We start from the raw sequence: 15647 nt of genomic DNA, 5'->3' as shown, positions 1-15647 counted from the left end.
TCTGACTTAACGCGGCGTTCTCAGGTTTTTCGCGAGCAAGCTCGCTCCTACAAGACCCTTGCGGGAGCTTCACCATGTTGAACACCCTTCTTCCCATCCTGCTCTTTGCTGCCCTGGGCCTTGCCGTCCTTGGCGCCTTGCGCCGGGTGAACATGTGGCGACGCGGCCGTTCGTCCAAGGTCGACTTGATCGGCGGCCTGCTGGCCATGCCCAAGCGCTACATGGTCGACCTGCACCACGTGGTCGCCCGCGATAAGTACATCGCCAACACCCACGTCGCCACAGCCTTGGGCTTTGTGCTGTCGGCGCTGCTGGCGATCCTGGTGCATGGTTTCGGCCTGCATAACCGCATCCTCGGCTACGCCTTGTTGCTGGCCTCGGTGCTGATGTTCGTCGGCGCGAGCTTTGTCTACCTGCGCCGTCGCAACCCGCCATCGCGCCTGTCGAAAGGCCCGTGGATGCGCTTGCCGAAAAGCCTGATGGCGTTCTCGGTGAGCTTCTTCCTGGTGACCCTGCCAGTGGCCGGGATTCTGCCTGTCGATTTCGGCGGCTGGCTGCTGGCGGCGCTGCTCGGCCTGGGCGTGCTGTGGGGCGTGTCGGAAATGTTCTTCGGCATGACCTGGGGCGGGCCGATGAAACATGCCTTCGCCGGTGCCTTGCACCTGGCTTGGCACCGTCGCGCCGAACGCTTTGGCGGTGGCCGTTCCACTGGCTTGAAGCCTTTGGATCTGACCGACAAAACCGCGCCGCTGGGCGTGGAAAAACCCAAGGATTTCACCTGGAACCAGCTGCTGGGTTTCGATGCCTGCGTGCAGTGCGGCAAGTGCGAAGCCGCTTGCCCGGCGTTCGCCGCCGGCCAACCGTTGAACCCGAAAAAACTCATCCAGGACATGGTCGTCGGCCTGGCCGGCGGCACCGACGCGAAGTTCGCCGGCAGCCCGTACCCAGGCAAGCCAGTAGGCGAACACAGCGGCAACCCCCATCAACCGATCGTCAATGGCCTGGTGGACGCCGAGACCCTATGGTCCTGCACCACTTGCCGCGCCTGCGTGGAAGAGTGCCCGATGATGATCGAGCACGTGGACGCCATCGTCGACATGCGCCGCTACCTCACCCTGGAAAAGGGCGCGACGCCGAACAAGGGCGCCGAAGTTCTGGAAAACCTGATTGCCACCGACAACCCTGGCGGCTTTGCCCCTGGTGGGCGGATGAACTGGGCGGCGGATTTGAACCTGCCGCTGCTCAGCGACAAGAAAACCACCGACGTGCTGTTTTGGGTCGGCGACGGTGCTTTCGATATGCGCAACCAGCGCACCTTGCGCGCCTTCGTCAAAGTGCTGAAAGCGGCCAAGGTCGACTTCGCCGTGCTGGGCCTCGAAGAGCGCGACAGCGGCGATGTGGCCCGTCGTCTGGGCGATGAAGCGACTTTCCAGCTGTTGGCCGCGCGCAATATCCAGACCCTGGCTAAATACAGCTTCAAGCGCATCGTCACCTGCGACCCCCACAGTTTCCATGTGCTGAAAAACGAATACGGCGCCTTCGATGGCAACTACCTCGTCCAGCACCACAGCACCTATATGGCCGAGTTGATCGATGCTGGCGCCCTCAATCTGGGCCAGCACAAAGGCAACAGCGTGACCTATCACGACCCGTGCTATTTGGGCCGTTACAACGGCGAATACGAGGCGCCGCGCCAAGTGCTGCGGGCGCTGGGGATCGAGGTCAAGGAAATGCAACGCTCTGGCTTCCGCTCCCGTTGCTGCGGTGGCGGTGGCGGTGCGCCGATTACTGATATTCCCGGCAAACAGCGGATTCCCGATATGCGCATGGAAGACATCCGCGAAACCGGCGCCGAGCTGGTGGCCGTGGGTTGTCCACAGTGCACTGCGATGCTTGAAGGTGTCGTCGAACCTCGCCCATTGATCAAAGACATCGCCGAGCTGGTGGCCGACGCCTTGCTGGAAGACGCTGCGCCTGCCAAATCACCGATCAAGCGCGAACCCGTGGAGGTGCATTGATGAGCGACATTATTCGCCGCGACCCACGGGCCGAATGGATCGCCCGCAACCGTCTGCACCCGCTGCATGCGGCGATGCAGCCGGTACAACACAGTTGGATGGGGCCCAACGGCGTCATCCGCAAGAACGTGCATGGCGTCGGGTTTATCGGCCCCAACGGCATCAAACGCATCGACCGCAGTGGTGCCCAGCAAGGCGGCGCGGCCAAGCGTTCGGCGGCGGCGCAAGTGCAATTGCCGCTGCATCAGGTGGCTGCACCTGCGTTCTACATCAACGTGGTGCCGGATATGGTCGGCGGCCGCTTGAGCAGTCACGACCGTGACTTGCTGGGCCTGGCCCGGCAGTTGGCCGGCAACGACGGTGCGGTGTTGGCGGTGGTGTTTGGCGAACATAAGGAAAACGCCTTTGCCACAGCGGGTGTCGACCGACTGCTGGTGCTGGAAGGTCATGAGTTCGACGGTTATTCACCGGAGCAAAGGGTCCAGGGCCTGCGGGCTGTGGATAACCAGTTCAACCCGCGCCATTGGTTGCTGCCTGACAGCCGAACCGGTGGCGGTGAACTGGGCCGACGGTTTGCCGCGAGCCTCAAGGAACGTCCGGCAACGCGGGTGTGGCAGATCAAGGGCCAGGAGTGTATCGGCCGCTCCGGAGCTGGTCAGGAAGACCTGGTGAGACCACTGCCACGAATGATTTTGGCCGCAGTGGAGTGCGCCGAACCCGTCAGCGAAACACGTCACGAAGTATTGCCCGTGGAGTTATCCACAAGCCTGGCGCGCAGCCTGCCGCGTATCGACGATCTTGGCGCGGTGGCGGTGGACCCGGCAGCGATTCCCATGGCTGAGGCAGAATTTATTTTCTCCGGTGGCAACGGGGTCAAGGATTGGGCGCTGTTCCACCAGGCCGCAGCTGCCCTGGGCGCTACCGAAGGCGCGTCGCGGGTGGCGGTGGACGACGGCTTTATGGCCCGTGATCGCCAGGTTGGCGCCAGCGGCACTTGGGTCACTGCGCGGGTGTACGTGGCCGTGGGGATCTCCGGGGCGATCCAGCACCTGCAAGGCATCGGTGCCTGCGACAAGGTGGTGGCGATCAACCTTGACCCCGGTTGCGACATGATCAAGCGTGCCGACCTGTCGGTGATCGGCGAAAGCGCCGCGATTCTGCAAGCCTTGATCGCAGCGGTCGAGGCCTACCGCAATGGCGCCAAGCGCGATGCGGCTTAAGCAAAGGATATGGCCATGACGACCAACGTAATCAGCCTGGTGTCTATCGGCGCCCACCCGACTTCAGGCCGGCCACGCCGGGCTGAACAGGATGCCCGCGCCGTGGAACTGGGTTTGCAGCTGGCTGGAAATAACCTGCAAGTGCTGCATGCCGGTGATATTGCGGAACCCACTCTGCGCGCCTACCTGGGCATGGGATTGGAACAGCTGCATGTGCTGGAACAACCCGCTGGCGCTGACGCACTGCCAGTCCTCAGCGATTATCTGCGCGATGCCGGCGCCCAGGTGGTGCTGACCGGCAGCCAGGCGGAAACCGGTGAAGGTTCCGGGATGTTGCCGTTCCTGTTGGCCGAGCAACTGGGCTGGCCGCTGATTGTCGGCCTGGCCCAGGTGGAGTCCATCGACGGTGGCGTGGCCCATGTGCTGCAAGCGCTGCCCCGTGGCCAGCGGCGGCGCCTGAAGGTGCGTTTGCCGTTTCTGGCCACGGTGGATAACGCTGCGCCAAAACCACGGCAAAGTGCCTATGGCCCGGCCCAGCGTGGGTTGCTGGAAGCTCACGACGTTGAGGTGTTGGAGGATGAGTTATTCATCGCCGCCGTGCTGCAACCGGCGAAGCCTCGGCCCAAGCGCTTGAAGGTGATCAAGGCCAAGAGCGGCGCAGATCGCATGAAGGCGGCGACGGCGAAGGCCAGCGGTGGCGGTGGGCAGGTGCTCAAGGGTGTCAGCCCCGAAGACGGCGCCCAAGCCATCCTCAAGCTGCTGATCGAGGAAGGCGTCGTTCGCTAAGCCCTCCTCTGTAGGAGCGAGCTTGCTCGCGAAAAACGTCAACGATAATGCAGCGTGTCTGGTCTAACGCGGCGCTCTCAAGTTCTTCGCGAGCAAGCTCGCTCCTACAGGAGGTTTGTGGGTTTACCCACAATCCCTGTTGGCCCAACTGTGGATAACCTGTTCGCGGTTGTCCACACCCTATGTAAATCAAGCCCTGTAGCCCTATGTACGAAAAACAACCAACCTAACTGACGGTTTTTCCTTGGGTTTTTCTGTGGATAAGGAAAATGTCCGGCGCAGAGTTGCCCCCAAAGTCTGTTGGTGCTTCTGTGGATAAGATGTTTGCTATCCACTACAGCCCATATAGATAAAGGCTTTCAGTGAGCTGATCAAAATATGATCAATATCGTCATTTCAGCTTGAATCTCCTCTCAAAGCCTCGATTTTTCGAGGCAGTGGGCGGTTTTCCACAGATAGACCAAAGTTGCCCCCAAAGTCTGTTGGCGCTTCTGTGGATAAGGTGTTCGCGTTCCTCTGTAGTGCATATAAACCGTGGCTTTCAGGCTTTAGATCAAAAAATGATCAATATTGGATAAAATCCATAACTTTGAATAAGTCACGGATCTTCTTGAGTTTATTTCGAGAGAGCAGCGCAGTTGCCCACAATTACTGTGGGTGGCTTTGTGGATAAGTTGTTAGGGGATGGCTGGAGGGCAGGGCGGTAAAGAGCTTCAAGGCTATCGGTTGAATTTTGTACAGCGAGGGCTTCTGTAGGAGCAAGCTTGCTCGCGATGGACGCTAACGATGACGCGGGCATCCTGAGTGAACGCGGCGATCTCAAGTCCTTCGCGAGCAAGCTCGCTCCTTGGCGGTTTTATTCGTGCACAGCAACGCCTTTCAAGTACGGCGCCGGTGCCGCCCCCAGGTTGCTCAGCATCCGCTCGCTGTACCAATCCACAAAGTTCACCACACCAAACTCATAGGTCTTGGAATACGGCCCAGGCTGGTACGCCGTGGAGTTGATTCCACGTTGGTTCTCTTCCGCCAGGCGACGGTCCTGGTCGTTGGTAGCGTCCCACACCTGGCGCATGCGGTCGACGTCGTAGTCCACGCCTTCCACGGCATCCTTGTGGACGATCCACTTGGTGGTGACCATGGTTTCCTGGGCACTGATCGGCCACACGGTGAAGACGATGATGTGATCGCCCATGCAGTGGTTCCACGAGTGGGGCAGGTGCAGGATGCGCATCGAACCGAGGTCCGGGTTCTGGATGCGGCCCATCAGCTTCTTGCAGCCTTGCTTGCCGTCGAGGGTCATGGACACGGTGCCCTTGAGCAGCGGCATGCGCACGATACGGTTACGCAAGCCGAAGCTGGCGTGGGCGTAAGGGATCTTCTCGGCATCCCAGGCAGCGGCCGAGGCGGCAACGTGGTCCTTGAACGCTTGGTCGGCCCGTGGGTCGGTGACGTCGTCCCATTCCAGCAGGCTTTTCAACAGTTCCGGGTGCGAGGCGTTGCAGTGGTAGCACTCGCGGTTGTTTTCCAGCACCAGCTTCCAGTTGGCCTTTTCGAACAAGGTGGTGGTAATCGCCACCTTGGTGTTTTCCATGTCGTAGGGCTCCATGTAATGGCTCAGGGTCGACAGGAAGTCGTCGATGGCCGGTGGGTTCTGCGACAGGCTGATGAAAATATAACCGCCTGCGGTCTTCACGCTTACTGGCTTGAGGCCGTACTGCTTCATGTCGAAGTCAGCGCCCATCTCGGTGCCGGCGAACAGCAGGCGGCCGTCCAGCTCATAGGTCCACTGGTGGTAATGGCAGACCAGCTTGGCCACCTTGCCCTTGTCGCTGGTGCACAAGCGCGAACCGCGATGGCGGCAGACGTTGTGAAAGGCATGCACCACGCCGTCGGCGCCGCGAATGACGATGATCGGGTTCTTGCCCACTTGCAGGGTGATGTAGTTGCCCTTGGTGGGGATTTCGCAGGTCATGCCGGCGATCAACCACTCTTTCTGGAAGATCTCCTGCATATCGATATCGAACAGCCGCTCATCAGAGTAAAACGGCTGCGGCAGCGAAAAGGTGCGCTCGCGCTCTTGCAGCATGAGCGCGGTGGCCTTGCGTGCGGGTTCCAGCGGATCGCCCAAGCTTAAGGTTGCGGTGACGTCCATCGTGTGTGTCCTCATGGCCATTCTGTGTGGCCGGCGAAAGTGGCTACGGTTAGTGCTGCGCAAGGCGTAAAGAAAGCGTCTTTATGTGGAGCGAGTGTGGGGCCGGCGGCGCCCGCAACCTTATCCATTAGCGACATGGCCCACTCTGTTTCCGACGTGCAACCCCCGTGGTATGGGGGCTGGTCGCGATAAGTATGTGAATGTCGCAGATAGATAAATGGGTGGTTCGCGCGTTACGCAGAATCGCCACCATAAGGCCGACCATCGGCGGTGGAGTACAAGCATGTCCAACAGCTTCCTGAATCCGGTAACCACCCAGACCTGGGCCAATGGTCGGCACATCGTCCGCTGCGTCAAAGTCATCCAGGAAACCTGGGACGTGCGCACCTTCTGCTTTATGGCTGATCAGCCGATCCTGTTCTTTTTCAAGCCGGGGCAGTTTGTCACCCTGGAGCTGGAAATCGACGGCCAGCCGATCATGCGCTCCTACACCATTTCCAGCTCACCGTCGGTGCCTTATAGCTTTTCGGTAACCATCAAGCGTGTACCGGGCGGCAAGGTTTCCAACTGGCTGCACGATACCCTGCACGAAGGCCAGGAGCTGGCGGTGCACGGGCCGGTCGGGCTGTTCAACGCCATCGACTTCACCAACCCGAAAGTGCTGTATCTGAGCGGTGGCGTGGGTATCACCCCGGTGATGTCCATGGCGCGCTGGTATTACGACACCAATGCCAATGTCGACATGGTGTTTGTCCACAGTGCCCGCTCACCGAAAGACATCATTTACCACCGCGAGCTGGAGCACATGGCGTCGCGGATCGATAACTTCAGCCTGCACCTGATTTGCGAAAAACATGGATTGGGCGAGCCCTGGGCCGGCTATCGCGGTTACCTGAATCAGAAAATGCTCGAACTGATGGTGCCAGACTTCCTGGAGCGGGAAGTCTTCTGCTGTGGGCCCACGCCGTACATGAACGCAGTCAAGCGCTTGCTGGAAGTCAACGGCTTCGACATGAGCCGCTACCACGAGGAATCCTTCGGTGCGACGCCACCGGAAGCCCGGGCCGACGCGGTGGAGCAAGCCGAACAAGCGGCGGATGCACCGGAAATCGCCCTGGCGGATCTGCATCAGGTGGAGTTCATTTCTTCTGGCAAGAGCATACGCGTGGCACCGGGCGAGACCGTTCACGCCGCTGCGGCCAAGCTCGGCCTGCTGATCCCCAAAGCTTGCGGCATGGGGATTTGCGGGACCTGCAAGGTGATGAAGCTGGGCGGCGAAGTCGAGATGGAGCACAACGGCGGGATCACCGAGGAAGATGAAGCTGAAGGCTACATCCTGTCGTGCTGCAGCGTGCCAAAGGGCGACGTGCGTATCGAGTTCTAAGCGCTAAGTTGTGCACAAACTCTTGTGGCGAGCGGGCAAGCTCGCTCGCCACAGAGACCGGTTTTACCCTGTGTATCAGCGTTTCAGGCGCTCATCACTTCCCGAATATCCGCCGCCAACTCCCGCACGCGATCTTCTTCGGTATCCCACGCGCACATGAACCGCGCGCCGCCCTTGCCGATAAAGGTGTAGAAACGCCAGCCCTTGGCTGTCAGCGCGGCGATGGCCGGTTCCGAGAGTTGCAGGAACACGCCGTTGGCCTGTACCGGGAACATCAACTCAACGCCAGGAATGTCCGCCACCAGGCTGCTGAGCAGTTGCGCGCAGTGGTTGGCATGGCGGGCGTGTTTGAGCCAGGCGTCGTTTTCCAGCAGGCCGACCCATGGCGCGGAGAGGAAGCGCATCTTCGACGCCAGTTGCCCGGCCTGTTTGCAGCGATAGTCGAAGTCTTCGGCCAGTTTGTGGTTGAAGAACAGGATAGCCTCACCCACGGCCATGCCGTTCTTGGTACCGCCAAAGCACAGCACGTCGACGCCGGCTTTCCAGGTCAGGTCTGCAGGCGAGCAGCCGAGGAACGCGCAGGCGTTGGAGAAGCGCGCGCCGTCCATGTGCAGGTTCAGCCCCAGTTCCTTGCAGGTGACGCTGATGGCGCGGATTTCTTCCGGGGTGTAGACGCTGCCGACTTCGGTGGCTTGGGTGAGGGTCACAACGCGTGGTTTTGGATAGTGGATGTCCTGGCGCTTGAGGGCGATCTCGCGGATCGACTCAGGCGTCAGCTTGCCGTTTTCAGTGCGGGCGGTGAGCAGCTTGGAACCGTTGGAGAAAAACTCCGGCGCGCCGCATTCGTCGGTTTCGACGTGGGCGGTTTCCGAGCAAATCACGCTATGGTAGCTCTGGCACAGTGAAGACAGCGCCAGGGAGTTGGCCGCCGTGCCGTTGAAGGCGAAGAATACTTCGCAGTCGGTTTCGAATAGTTTGCGGAAGCCGTCGGCGGCGCGGTGGGTCCACTCATCATCGCCATAGGCGCGCTGATGGCCCTGGTTGGCCAGTTCCATCGCGGCCCAGGCTTCAGGGCAGATGCCGGAATAGTTGTCGCTGGCGAATTGTTGGCTCTTGTCGGTCATGGCCCGTTCCTATGGTCGATGTTGGTGCGCACTTTAACCAAGATTGTCGAGGGTGCGCACGCACTGTTAATGCAAAGTCTTTGGGGAATTATGCACGGTACTGAAACGATTCCTGTAAGCCGCGTCCGCAATGGCGCCCTCGATCTGCTCAAGTGGCTGGCGCTGCTAAGCATGGTGCTGGATCACCTGCGGTATGTCGGTTTGAACCTGGATGGGCTGTATGTGCCAGGGCGCTTGGCGTTCCCGTGGTTCTGCCTGGCGATTGCGGCGAATTTGCATCGGGTCGGGAATGCGCCGGTGACGGGGCAGTGGCGTTATCTGGGTTGGTTGTTGCTGTTCAGTGTGATCAGTGAGGTGCCGTATCGGATGTTCATCGTCGATGCGGACACTCTCAACGTGCTGCCAACTCTGGCGCTGGGGTTGCTGGTTGCCCGAGGATGGCAGCAGAAGGCGCTCATGGATCGAGGATTGGCGCTGATCGCTCTTGTTCTGGCGGCTGTTTTCTCGACGCAATTGATGTTCGGCTTCTTTGGCGTGTTGCTGCCGCTGGCGATGCTGCTGGTGTTTCGCAGGCCGTGGTATTTCAGCGTGCTGCCGGGGCTGGTGTGTCTAGCGGCCAATCAATGGCAGATTCTGCTCAATAGCGGCACTGCTGTTGCGCTGCTGGGGTTAGCGACATGCCTGATTGCGCCATTGGCCGGACTTGTCCTGTTGCGACATGCCGGACACGTCTCACCGCCCGCCATGCGGCGCTGGGCGTATGCCCTCTATCCGTTGCATTTCATCCTGTTATTACTCGTCCGTCAGATCATCGCCTGACCCCTGTAGGAGCGAGCTTGCTCGCGAAAAACGTCAACGATAACGCGGGCTGCCTGATTGAACGCGGCGCCCTCAGGTTTTTCGCGAGCAAGCTCGCTCCTACAGTTTGTCAGCCCCCCAATAGCATTTGCTCAACCCATGTCGTAAACGCACCTTTGCGTGGCGTCCGTAGGCATTTGGTCTGTCTGCACCAGCCCTACCATCGCATCAAAGGGCGCTGCCGCGTGCACGGGCCTCAACAAGACGAAATGCTGGGAGAGACGCGATGTTCAGCAAGCAAGACCAGATCCAGGGTTATGACGATGCACTGCTGGCGGCCATGAATGCCGAGGAGCAGCGTCAGGAAGATCATATCGAGCTGATCGCGTCAGAGAACTACACCAGCAAGCGTGTCATGCAAGCCCAGGGCAGCGGCCTGACCAATAAATACGCCGAAGGTTACCCGGGCAAGCGTTACTACGGCGGCTGCGAGCATGTGGACAAGGTCGAGGCCCTGGCCATCGAACGAGCCAAGCAGCTGTTCGGCGCCGATTACGCCAACGTCCAGCCGCACTCCGGCAGCCAGGCCAACGCCGCAGTGTTCCTCGCTCTGCTGCAAGCTGGCGACACCGTGCTGGGCATGAGCCTGGCCCATGGCGGCCACTTGACCCACGGCGCCAAGGTCAGCTTCTCCGGCAAGCTCTACAACGCCGTGCAGTACGGCATCGATACCGACACCGGGCTGATCAACTACGACGAAGTCGAACGCCTGGCGGTCGAGCACCAGCCGAAAATGATCATCGCCGGGTTCTCCGCTTATTCGAAGACCCTGGATTTTCCACGCTTTCGCCAGATCGCTGACAAGGTGGGCGCCTACCTGTTCGTCGACATGGCCCACGTTGCCGGCTTGGTCGCTGCTGGCCTGTACCCGAACCCGCTGCCTTACGCCGACGTGGTCACCACCACCACCCACAAGACCCTGCGCGGTCCTCGTGGCGGCCTGATCCTCGCCAAAGCCAACGAAGAGCTGGAAAAGAAATTCAACTCAGCCGTTTTCCCCGGCGGCCAGGGCGGCCCGCTCATGCACGTGATCGCCGGCAAGGCCGTGTGCTTCAAGGAAGCCCTGGAGCCCGGCTTCAAGACCTATCAACAGCAAGTGATCGACAACGCCCAGGCCATGGCCGGCGTGTTTATCAAACGCGGCTACGATGTAGTGTCCGGCGGTACCGATAACCACCTGTTCCTGGTCAGCCTGATCCGTCAGGGCCTTACTGGCAAAGAGGCGGACGCCGCCCTCGGTCGCGCCCACATCACCGTCAACAAGAACGCCGTGCCTAACGACCCGCAGTCGCCGTTCGTGACCTCGGGCCTGCGTATCGGCACCCCTGCGGTGACTACTCGCGGTTTCAAAGTGACCCAGTGCCTCACGCTTGCCGGCTGGATCTGCGACATCCTCGACAACCTCGGCGACGCCGATGTCGAGGCCAACGTCGCCAAGCATGTGTCCGCCCTGTGCGCTGATTTCCCGGTTTATCGCTGAGCGCGGTTTTGGAGTAATGACTATGCAACGCTACTCGGGCTTTGGCCTCTTCAAACACTCACTCAGCCATCACGAAAACTGGCAAAAAATGTGGCGCACACCGACCCCGAAAAAGGTCTACGACGTGGTCATCGTCGGCGGTGGCGGGCATGGTCTGGCGACTGCCTATTACTTGGCGAAAGAGCACGGTATCACCAACGTGGCCGTGGTCGAGAAAGGCTGGCTGGGCGGCGGTAACACCGCGCGCAACACCACCATCGTGCGTTCCAACTACCTGTGGGACGAGTCGGCGCACCTGTACGAACACGCGATGAAACTGTGGGAAGGCCTGTCCCAGGACCTGAACTACAACGTGATGTTCTCCCAGCGCGGTGTCTACAACCTGTGCCATACCTTGCAGGATATCCGTGATTCCGAGCGCCGCGTCAGCGCCAACCGCCTCAACGGCGTCGACGGCGAATTGCTTAATGCCAAACAGGTAGAGGACGAGATCCCGTACCTCGATTGCTCAAAAAACACCCGTTATCCGGTACTGGGCGCCACCGTCCAGCGTCGCGGCGGCGTGGCCCGTCACGATGCCGTGGCCTGGGGCTTTGCCCGTGCCGCTGATGCCCTCGGCGTGGACCTGATCCAGCAAACCGAAGTGATCGGTTTTCGCAAGGAAAACGGTGTGTGCATTGGCGTCGAAACCAACAAAGGCTTTATCGGTGCCAAGCGCGTTGGCGTAGTGACTGCCGGTAACTCCGGGCACATGGCCGGCCTCGCGGGCTTTCGCCTGCCGATCGAATCCCACCCGCTGCAAGCGCTGGTGTCGGAGCCGATCAAGCCCATCATCGACAGCGTGATCATGTCCAACGCCGTGCACGGCTACATCAGCCAGTCCGACAAGGGCGACCTGGTGATCGGCGCCGGTATCGACGGCTACAACGGCTACGGCCAGCGCGGTTCGTACCCGGTGATCGAACACACCATCCAGGCCATCGTCGAGATGTTCCCGGTGTTGTCCCGCGTGCGCATGAACCGTCAGTGGGGCGGCATCGTCGACACCACGCCGGACGCCTGCCCGATCATCTCCAAGACGCCAGTGCCGAACATGTTCTTCAACTGCGGTTGGGGCACCGGTGGTTTTAAAGCGACTCCAGGCTCGGGCAACGTATTTGCCGCCAGCCTCGCCAAGGGTGAAATGCACCCGTTGGCGGCTCCATTCTCCATCGACCGTTTCCACAACGGTGCGCTGATCGACGAACACGGCGCTGCGGCCGTCGCCCACTAACAGGAGAAATTCCTATGTTGCATATCTTCTGTCCTCACTGTGGCGAACTGCGCTCCGAAGAGGAATTCCACGCCTCCGGCCAAGCGCATATTCCGCGCCCGCTGGACCCCAATACCTGCACCGACGAGCAGTGGGGCGACTACATGTTCTTTCGCGATAACCCCCGTGGCCTGCACCACGAGCTGTGGATTCACGCCGCCGGTTGCCGCCAGTATTTCAACGCCACCCGCGACACCGTCACCTACGAAATTCTTGAAACCTACAAGATTGGCAGCAAGCCTCAATTCACCGCCAAGGCTTCTGGAGAGAAGGTATGAGTCAGATCAATCGCCTGTCCAACGGTGGCCGGATCGACCGCAACAAAGTCTTGAGCTTCACCTTCAACGGCCAGAGCTACAAAGGCTTTGAAGGCGATACCCTGGCCGCTGCCCTGCTGGCCAACGGCGTCGACGTCATTGGTCGCAGCTTCAAGTATTCGCGTCCGCGCGGCATCTTCGCTGCCGGTGCGGAAGAGCCCAACGCAGTGCTGCAGATTGGCGCTACCGAAGCCACGCAAATCCCTAACGTGCGTGCCACGCAACAGGCGCTTTACCAAGGCCTGGTCGCCACCAGCACCAACGGCTGGCCGAGCGTCAACAACGACGTGATGGGCATTCTCGGCAAGGTCGGCGGCAAGCTGATGCCGCCGGGTTTCTACTACAAAACCTTCATGTACCCGCAATCGTTCTGGATGACCTACGAGAAGTACATTCGTAAGGCGGCAGGTCTTGGTCGCTCGCCGACCGAGAACGATCCGGACACCTACGACTATATGAACCGTCACTGCGACGTGCTGATTGTCGGCGCTGGCCCTGCGGGTCTGTCTGCTGCCTTGGCCGCCGCCCGTAGTGGTGCCCGTGTGATCATTGCCGATGAACAGGAAGAGTTCGGCGGCACGCTGCTGGATTCGCGCGAAAGCCTCGACGGCAAGCCGGCGGCCGAATGGGTCGCCAGTGTGATCGCCGAACTGAAATCCTTGCCGGACGTGCTGCTGCTGCCTCGCGCCACGGTCAACGGCTACCACGACCATAATTTCCTGACCATTCACGAGCGCCTTACCGATCACCTCGGCGACCGCGCACCGATTGGCCAGGTGCGCCAGCGTATCCACCGCATCCGCGCCAAGCGCGTGGTACTGGCGACGGGTGCCTGTGAGCGCCCGCTGGTCTACGGCAACAACGATGTGCCGGGCAATATGCTGGCAGGTGCAGTCTCGACTTACGTGCGCCGTTACGGCGTGGCACCGGGCAAAAAACTGGTGCTGTCCACCAACAACGATCACGCCTACCGCGTCGCGCTGGACTGGCTTGATGCCGGCCTTGCAGTGGTGGCTGTGGCCGACGCTCGCCACAACCCACGCGGCGCGTTGGTTGAAGAAGCGCGCGCCAAAGGTATTCGCATCCTCACCGGCAGCGCCGTGATCGAGGCCCGTGGCAGCAAGCACGTTACCGGCGTCCGTGTGGCGGCGATTGACGTCAAGGCCCACAAAGTTACCAGCCCCGGCGAATGGCTGGATTGCGACCTGGTGGCCAGTTCCGGCGGCTACAGCCCAGTGGTTCACCTGGCCTCGCACCTGGGCGGCAAGCCGACCTGGCGTGAAGATATCCTCGGCTTTGTACCGGGCGAAGCACCGCAAAAACGTGTGTGCGTCGGCGGCATCAACGGTGTCTACGGCCTCGGTGATTCCCTGGCGGACGGTTTTGAAGGCGGCGTGCGCGCAGCCAGCGAAGCGGGTTTCCAGCCGGTGGAAGGCGTATTGCCCAAAGCCCTGACCCGTCTGGAAGAACCGACGTTGGCGCTGTTCCAGGTGCCTCATGAGAAAGCCACTGCACGGGCACCGAAGCAATTCGTCGACCTGCAAAACGACGTGACCGCCGCCGCCATCGAACTGGCGACCCGCGAAGGTTTCGAGTCGGTAGAGCACGTAAAACGCTACACCGCACTGGGTTTCGGCACCGACCAGGGCAAGCTGGGCAACGTCAACGGCCTGGCGATTGCTGCTCGCTCGCTGAACGTGACCATCCCGCAAATGGGCACCACGATGTTCCGCCCCAACTACACACCGGTGACTTTCGGTGCGGTAGCAGGCCGTCACTGTGGGCACATCTTTGAACCGGTGCGCTACACCGCGCTGCAAGCCTGGCACGTGAAAAACGGCGCCGAGTTTGAAGACGTCGGCCAGTGGAAGCGCCCGTGGTACTTCCCGCGCAACGGTGAGGACCTGCACGCCGCGGTGAAACGCGAATGCCTGGCGGTGCGCGATAGCGTCGGCCTGCTGGACGCGTCGACGCTGGGCAAGATCGACATTCAAGGCCCGGATGCCCGCGAGTTCCTCAACCGCATCTACAGCAACGCCTGGACCAAGCTCGACGTGGGCAAGGCCCGCTACGGCCTGATGTGCAAGGAAGACGGCATGGTCTTCGATGACGGCGTTACTGCCTGCCTCGCCGACAACCACTTCCTGATGACCACCACCACCGGCGGCGCTGCGCGCGTGCTGCAATGGCTGGAAATCTACCAACAGACCGAGTGGCCAGACCTCAAGGTGTACTTCACTTCGGTCACCGACCACTGGGCGACCATGACCCTGTCCGGGCCCAACAGCCGCAAGCTGCTGGCTGAAGTCACTGACATCGACCTGGACAAGGACGGCTTCCCGTTCATGACCTGGAAGGAAGGCCTGGTAGGCGGCGTGCCAGCGCGGGTGTTTCGTATCTCGTTTACCGGTGAGCTCTCCTACGAGATCAACGTGCAGGCCGACTACGCCATGGGCGTGCTGGAGCAGATCGTCGAAGCCGGCAAGCAGTACAACCTGACCCCGTACGGCACCGAGACCATGCACGTGCTGCGGGCCGAGAAGGGTTTCATCATCGTTGGGCAAGACACCGACGGCTCGATGACCCCGGACGACCTGAACATGGGCTGGTGTGTCGGCCGCACCAAACCGTTCTCGTGGATCGGCTGGCGCGGGATGAACCGTGAAGATTGCGTGCGTGAAGAGCGTAAGCAACTGGTGGGTTTGAAGCCGATTGATCCGAACGTGTGGTTGCCGGAAGGCGCGCAGCTGGTGTTCGACACCAAGCAGGCGATCCCGATGAAGATGGTTGGCCACGTCACCTCAAGTTATGCCCACAACTCCCTCGGCTATTCGTTTGCCATGGGTGTGGTCAAGGGCGGCTTGAAGCGTATCGGCGAGCGGGTGTTTGCACCGCTGGCGGATGGCAGCGTGATCGAGGCGCAGATTGTTTCTTCGGTGTTCTTTGATCCCAAGGGTGATCGTCAGAATATCTGACGCATGAATTCAAGACAGGTG

At 60.7% G+C, this 15647-nt stretch carries 11 protein-coding genes and 1 pseudogene; 10 read left to right on the top strand and 2 right to left on the bottom strand.

What is annotated here, in order from left to right; genetic code table 11:
* Positions 1 to 74: 74 nt before the first annotated feature.
* From dgcB to etfB, 3 genes are read left to right on the top strand one after another with little or no spacing between them, the layout of a single operon-like run.
* Positions 75 to 2018 (top strand): dimethylglycine demethylation protein DgcB, encoded by a 1944-nt coding sequence (gene dgcB / locus ACZRJ6_RS06530; RefSeq protein ID WP_463967835.1) that lies wholly within the window; start codon positions 75 to 77, stop codon positions 2016 to 2018.
* Complete coding sequence (etfA, locus tag ACZRJ6_RS06525) at positions 2018 to 3238, top strand: electron transfer flavoprotein subunit alpha (protein WP_463967836.1); 1221 nt, start codon at positions 2018 to 2020, stop codon at positions 3236 to 3238. The genes dgcB and etfA overlap by 1 nt, the downstream gene beginning before the upstream one ends.
* A 15-nt stretch (positions 3239 to 3253) precedes the next feature.
* Entirely contained in the window at positions 3254 to 4024 is a 771-nt protein-coding gene (gene etfB / locus ACZRJ6_RS06520) for an electron transfer flavoprotein subunit beta (RefSeq protein WP_463967837.1), read from the top strand.
* Positions 4025 to 4880: 856 nt separating this feature from the next.
* Here etfB and gbcA read toward each other — a convergent pair.
* Positions 4881 to 6176, bottom strand: a complete 1296-nt coding sequence (gene gbcA / locus ACZRJ6_RS06515; RefSeq protein WP_463967838.1) for a glycine-betaine demethylase subunit GbcA — start codon at positions 6174 to 6176, stop codon at positions 4881 to 4883.
* A 283-nt stretch (positions 6177 to 6459) separates the two neighbouring features.
* Between gbcA and gbcB the strand changes: the two genes are divergently transcribed.
* Positions 6460 to 7560, top strand: coding sequence for a glycine-betaine demethylase subunit GbcB (gbcB, locus tag ACZRJ6_RS06510; protein WP_463967839.1), 1101 nt, complete (start codon positions 6460 to 6462; stop codon positions 7558 to 7560).
* Positions 7561 to 7643: 83 nt separating this feature from the next.
* On the opposite strand, the gene ACZRJ6_RS06505 is transcribed toward gbcB, so the two are convergent.
* Entirely contained in the window at positions 7644 to 8684 is a 1041-nt protein-coding gene (locus tag ACZRJ6_RS06505; protein ID WP_463967840.1) for a threonine aldolase family protein, read from the bottom strand.
* Between the two features lie 90 nt (positions 8685 to 8774).
* On the opposite strand from ACZRJ6_RS06505, the gene ACZRJ6_RS06500 reads away from it, so the two are divergent.
* The 6 genes and pseudogenes from ACZRJ6_RS06500 to ACZRJ6_RS06475 all read left to right on the top strand — a co-directional run bounded on the left by ACZRJ6_RS06500 (position 8775) and on the right by ACZRJ6_RS06475 (position 15626).
* Positions 8775 to 9503, top strand: coding sequence for a TraX family protein (locus tag ACZRJ6_RS06500; protein ID WP_463967934.1), 729 nt, complete (start codon positions 8775 to 8777; stop codon positions 9501 to 9503).
* A 17-nt stretch (positions 9504 to 9520) separates the two neighbouring features.
* Positions 9521 to 9610 (top strand): annotated as a pseudogene (locus tag ACZRJ6_RS06495) (outer membrane lipoprotein carrier protein LolA); the annotation flags it as partial.
* A 158-nt stretch (positions 9611 to 9768) separates the two neighbouring features.
* Positions 9769 to 11022: a serine hydroxymethyltransferase gene (glyA, locus tag ACZRJ6_RS06490; protein WP_133102345.1), complete on the top strand. Its 1254-nt coding sequence runs from the start codon at positions 9769 to 9771 to the stop codon at positions 11020 to 11022.
* Positions 11023 to 11044: 22 nt separating this feature from the next.
* The gene (locus ACZRJ6_RS06485) at positions 11045 to 12295 is read left to right on the top strand and encodes a sarcosine oxidase subunit beta (protein ID WP_133102516.1); all 1251 of its coding nucleotides are present in this window, start codon (positions 11045 to 11047) and stop codon (positions 12293 to 12295) included.
* Positions 12296 to 12309: 14 nt separating this feature from the next.
* On the top strand, positions 12310 to 12612 hold the full coding sequence (locus ACZRJ6_RS06480) for a sarcosine oxidase subunit delta (protein ID WP_076017832.1): 303 nt from the start codon (positions 12310 to 12312) through the stop codon (positions 12610 to 12612).
* On the top strand, positions 12609 to 15626 hold the full coding sequence (locus tag ACZRJ6_RS06475) for a sarcosine oxidase subunit alpha (protein WP_463967841.1): 3018 nt from the start codon (positions 12609 to 12611) through the stop codon (positions 15624 to 15626). Before ACZRJ6_RS06480 ends, ACZRJ6_RS06475 begins: the two co-directional genes overlap by 4 nt.
* The last annotated feature ends 21 nt before the right edge of the window (positions 15627 to 15647 follow it).

Source organism: Pseudomonas sp. C321, assembly GCF_055407105.1.
This window is presented reverse-complemented; position numbering and strand designations above follow the sequence as displayed.

What these genes read in the sequence shown, in the direction of transcription:
- dgcB (WP_463967835.1), top strand. Translation starts at nt 75, where the DNA reads ATGTTGAACACCCTTCTTCCCATCCTGCTCTTTGCTGCCCTGGGCCTT.
- etfA (WP_463967836.1), top strand. Translation starts at nt 2,018, where the DNA reads ATGAGCGACATTATTCGCCGCGACCCACGGGCCGAATGGATCGCCCGC.
- etfB (WP_463967837.1), top strand. Translation starts at nt 3,254, where the DNA reads ATGACGACCAACGTAATCAGCCTGGTGTCTATCGGCGCCCACCCGACT.
- gbcA (WP_463967838.1), bottom strand. Translation starts at nt 6,176, where the DNA reads ATGGACGTCACCGCAACCTTAAGCTTGGGCGATCCGCTGGAACCCGCA.
- gbcB (WP_463967839.1), top strand. Translation starts at nt 6,460, where the DNA reads ATGTCCAACAGCTTCCTGAATCCGGTAACCACCCAGACCTGGGCCAAT.
- ACZRJ6_RS06505 (WP_463967840.1), bottom strand. Translation starts at nt 8,684, where the DNA reads ATGACCGACAAGAGCCAACAATTCGCCAGCGACAACTATTCCGGCATC.
- ACZRJ6_RS06500 (WP_463967934.1), top strand. Translation starts at nt 8,775, where the DNA reads ATGCACGGTACTGAAACGATTCCTGTAAGCCGCGTCCGCAATGGCGCC.
- glyA (WP_133102345.1), top strand. Translation starts at nt 9,769, where the DNA reads ATGTTCAGCAAGCAAGACCAGATCCAGGGTTATGACGATGCACTGCTG.
- ACZRJ6_RS06485 (WP_133102516.1), top strand. Translation starts at nt 11,045, where the DNA reads ATGCAACGCTACTCGGGCTTTGGCCTCTTCAAACACTCACTCAGCCAT.
- ACZRJ6_RS06480 (WP_076017832.1), top strand. Translation starts at nt 12,310, where the DNA reads ATGTTGCATATCTTCTGTCCTCACTGTGGCGAACTGCGCTCCGAAGAG.
- ACZRJ6_RS06475 (WP_463967841.1), top strand. Translation starts at nt 12,609, where the DNA reads ATGAGTCAGATCAATCGCCTGTCCAACGGTGGCCGGATCGACCGCAAC.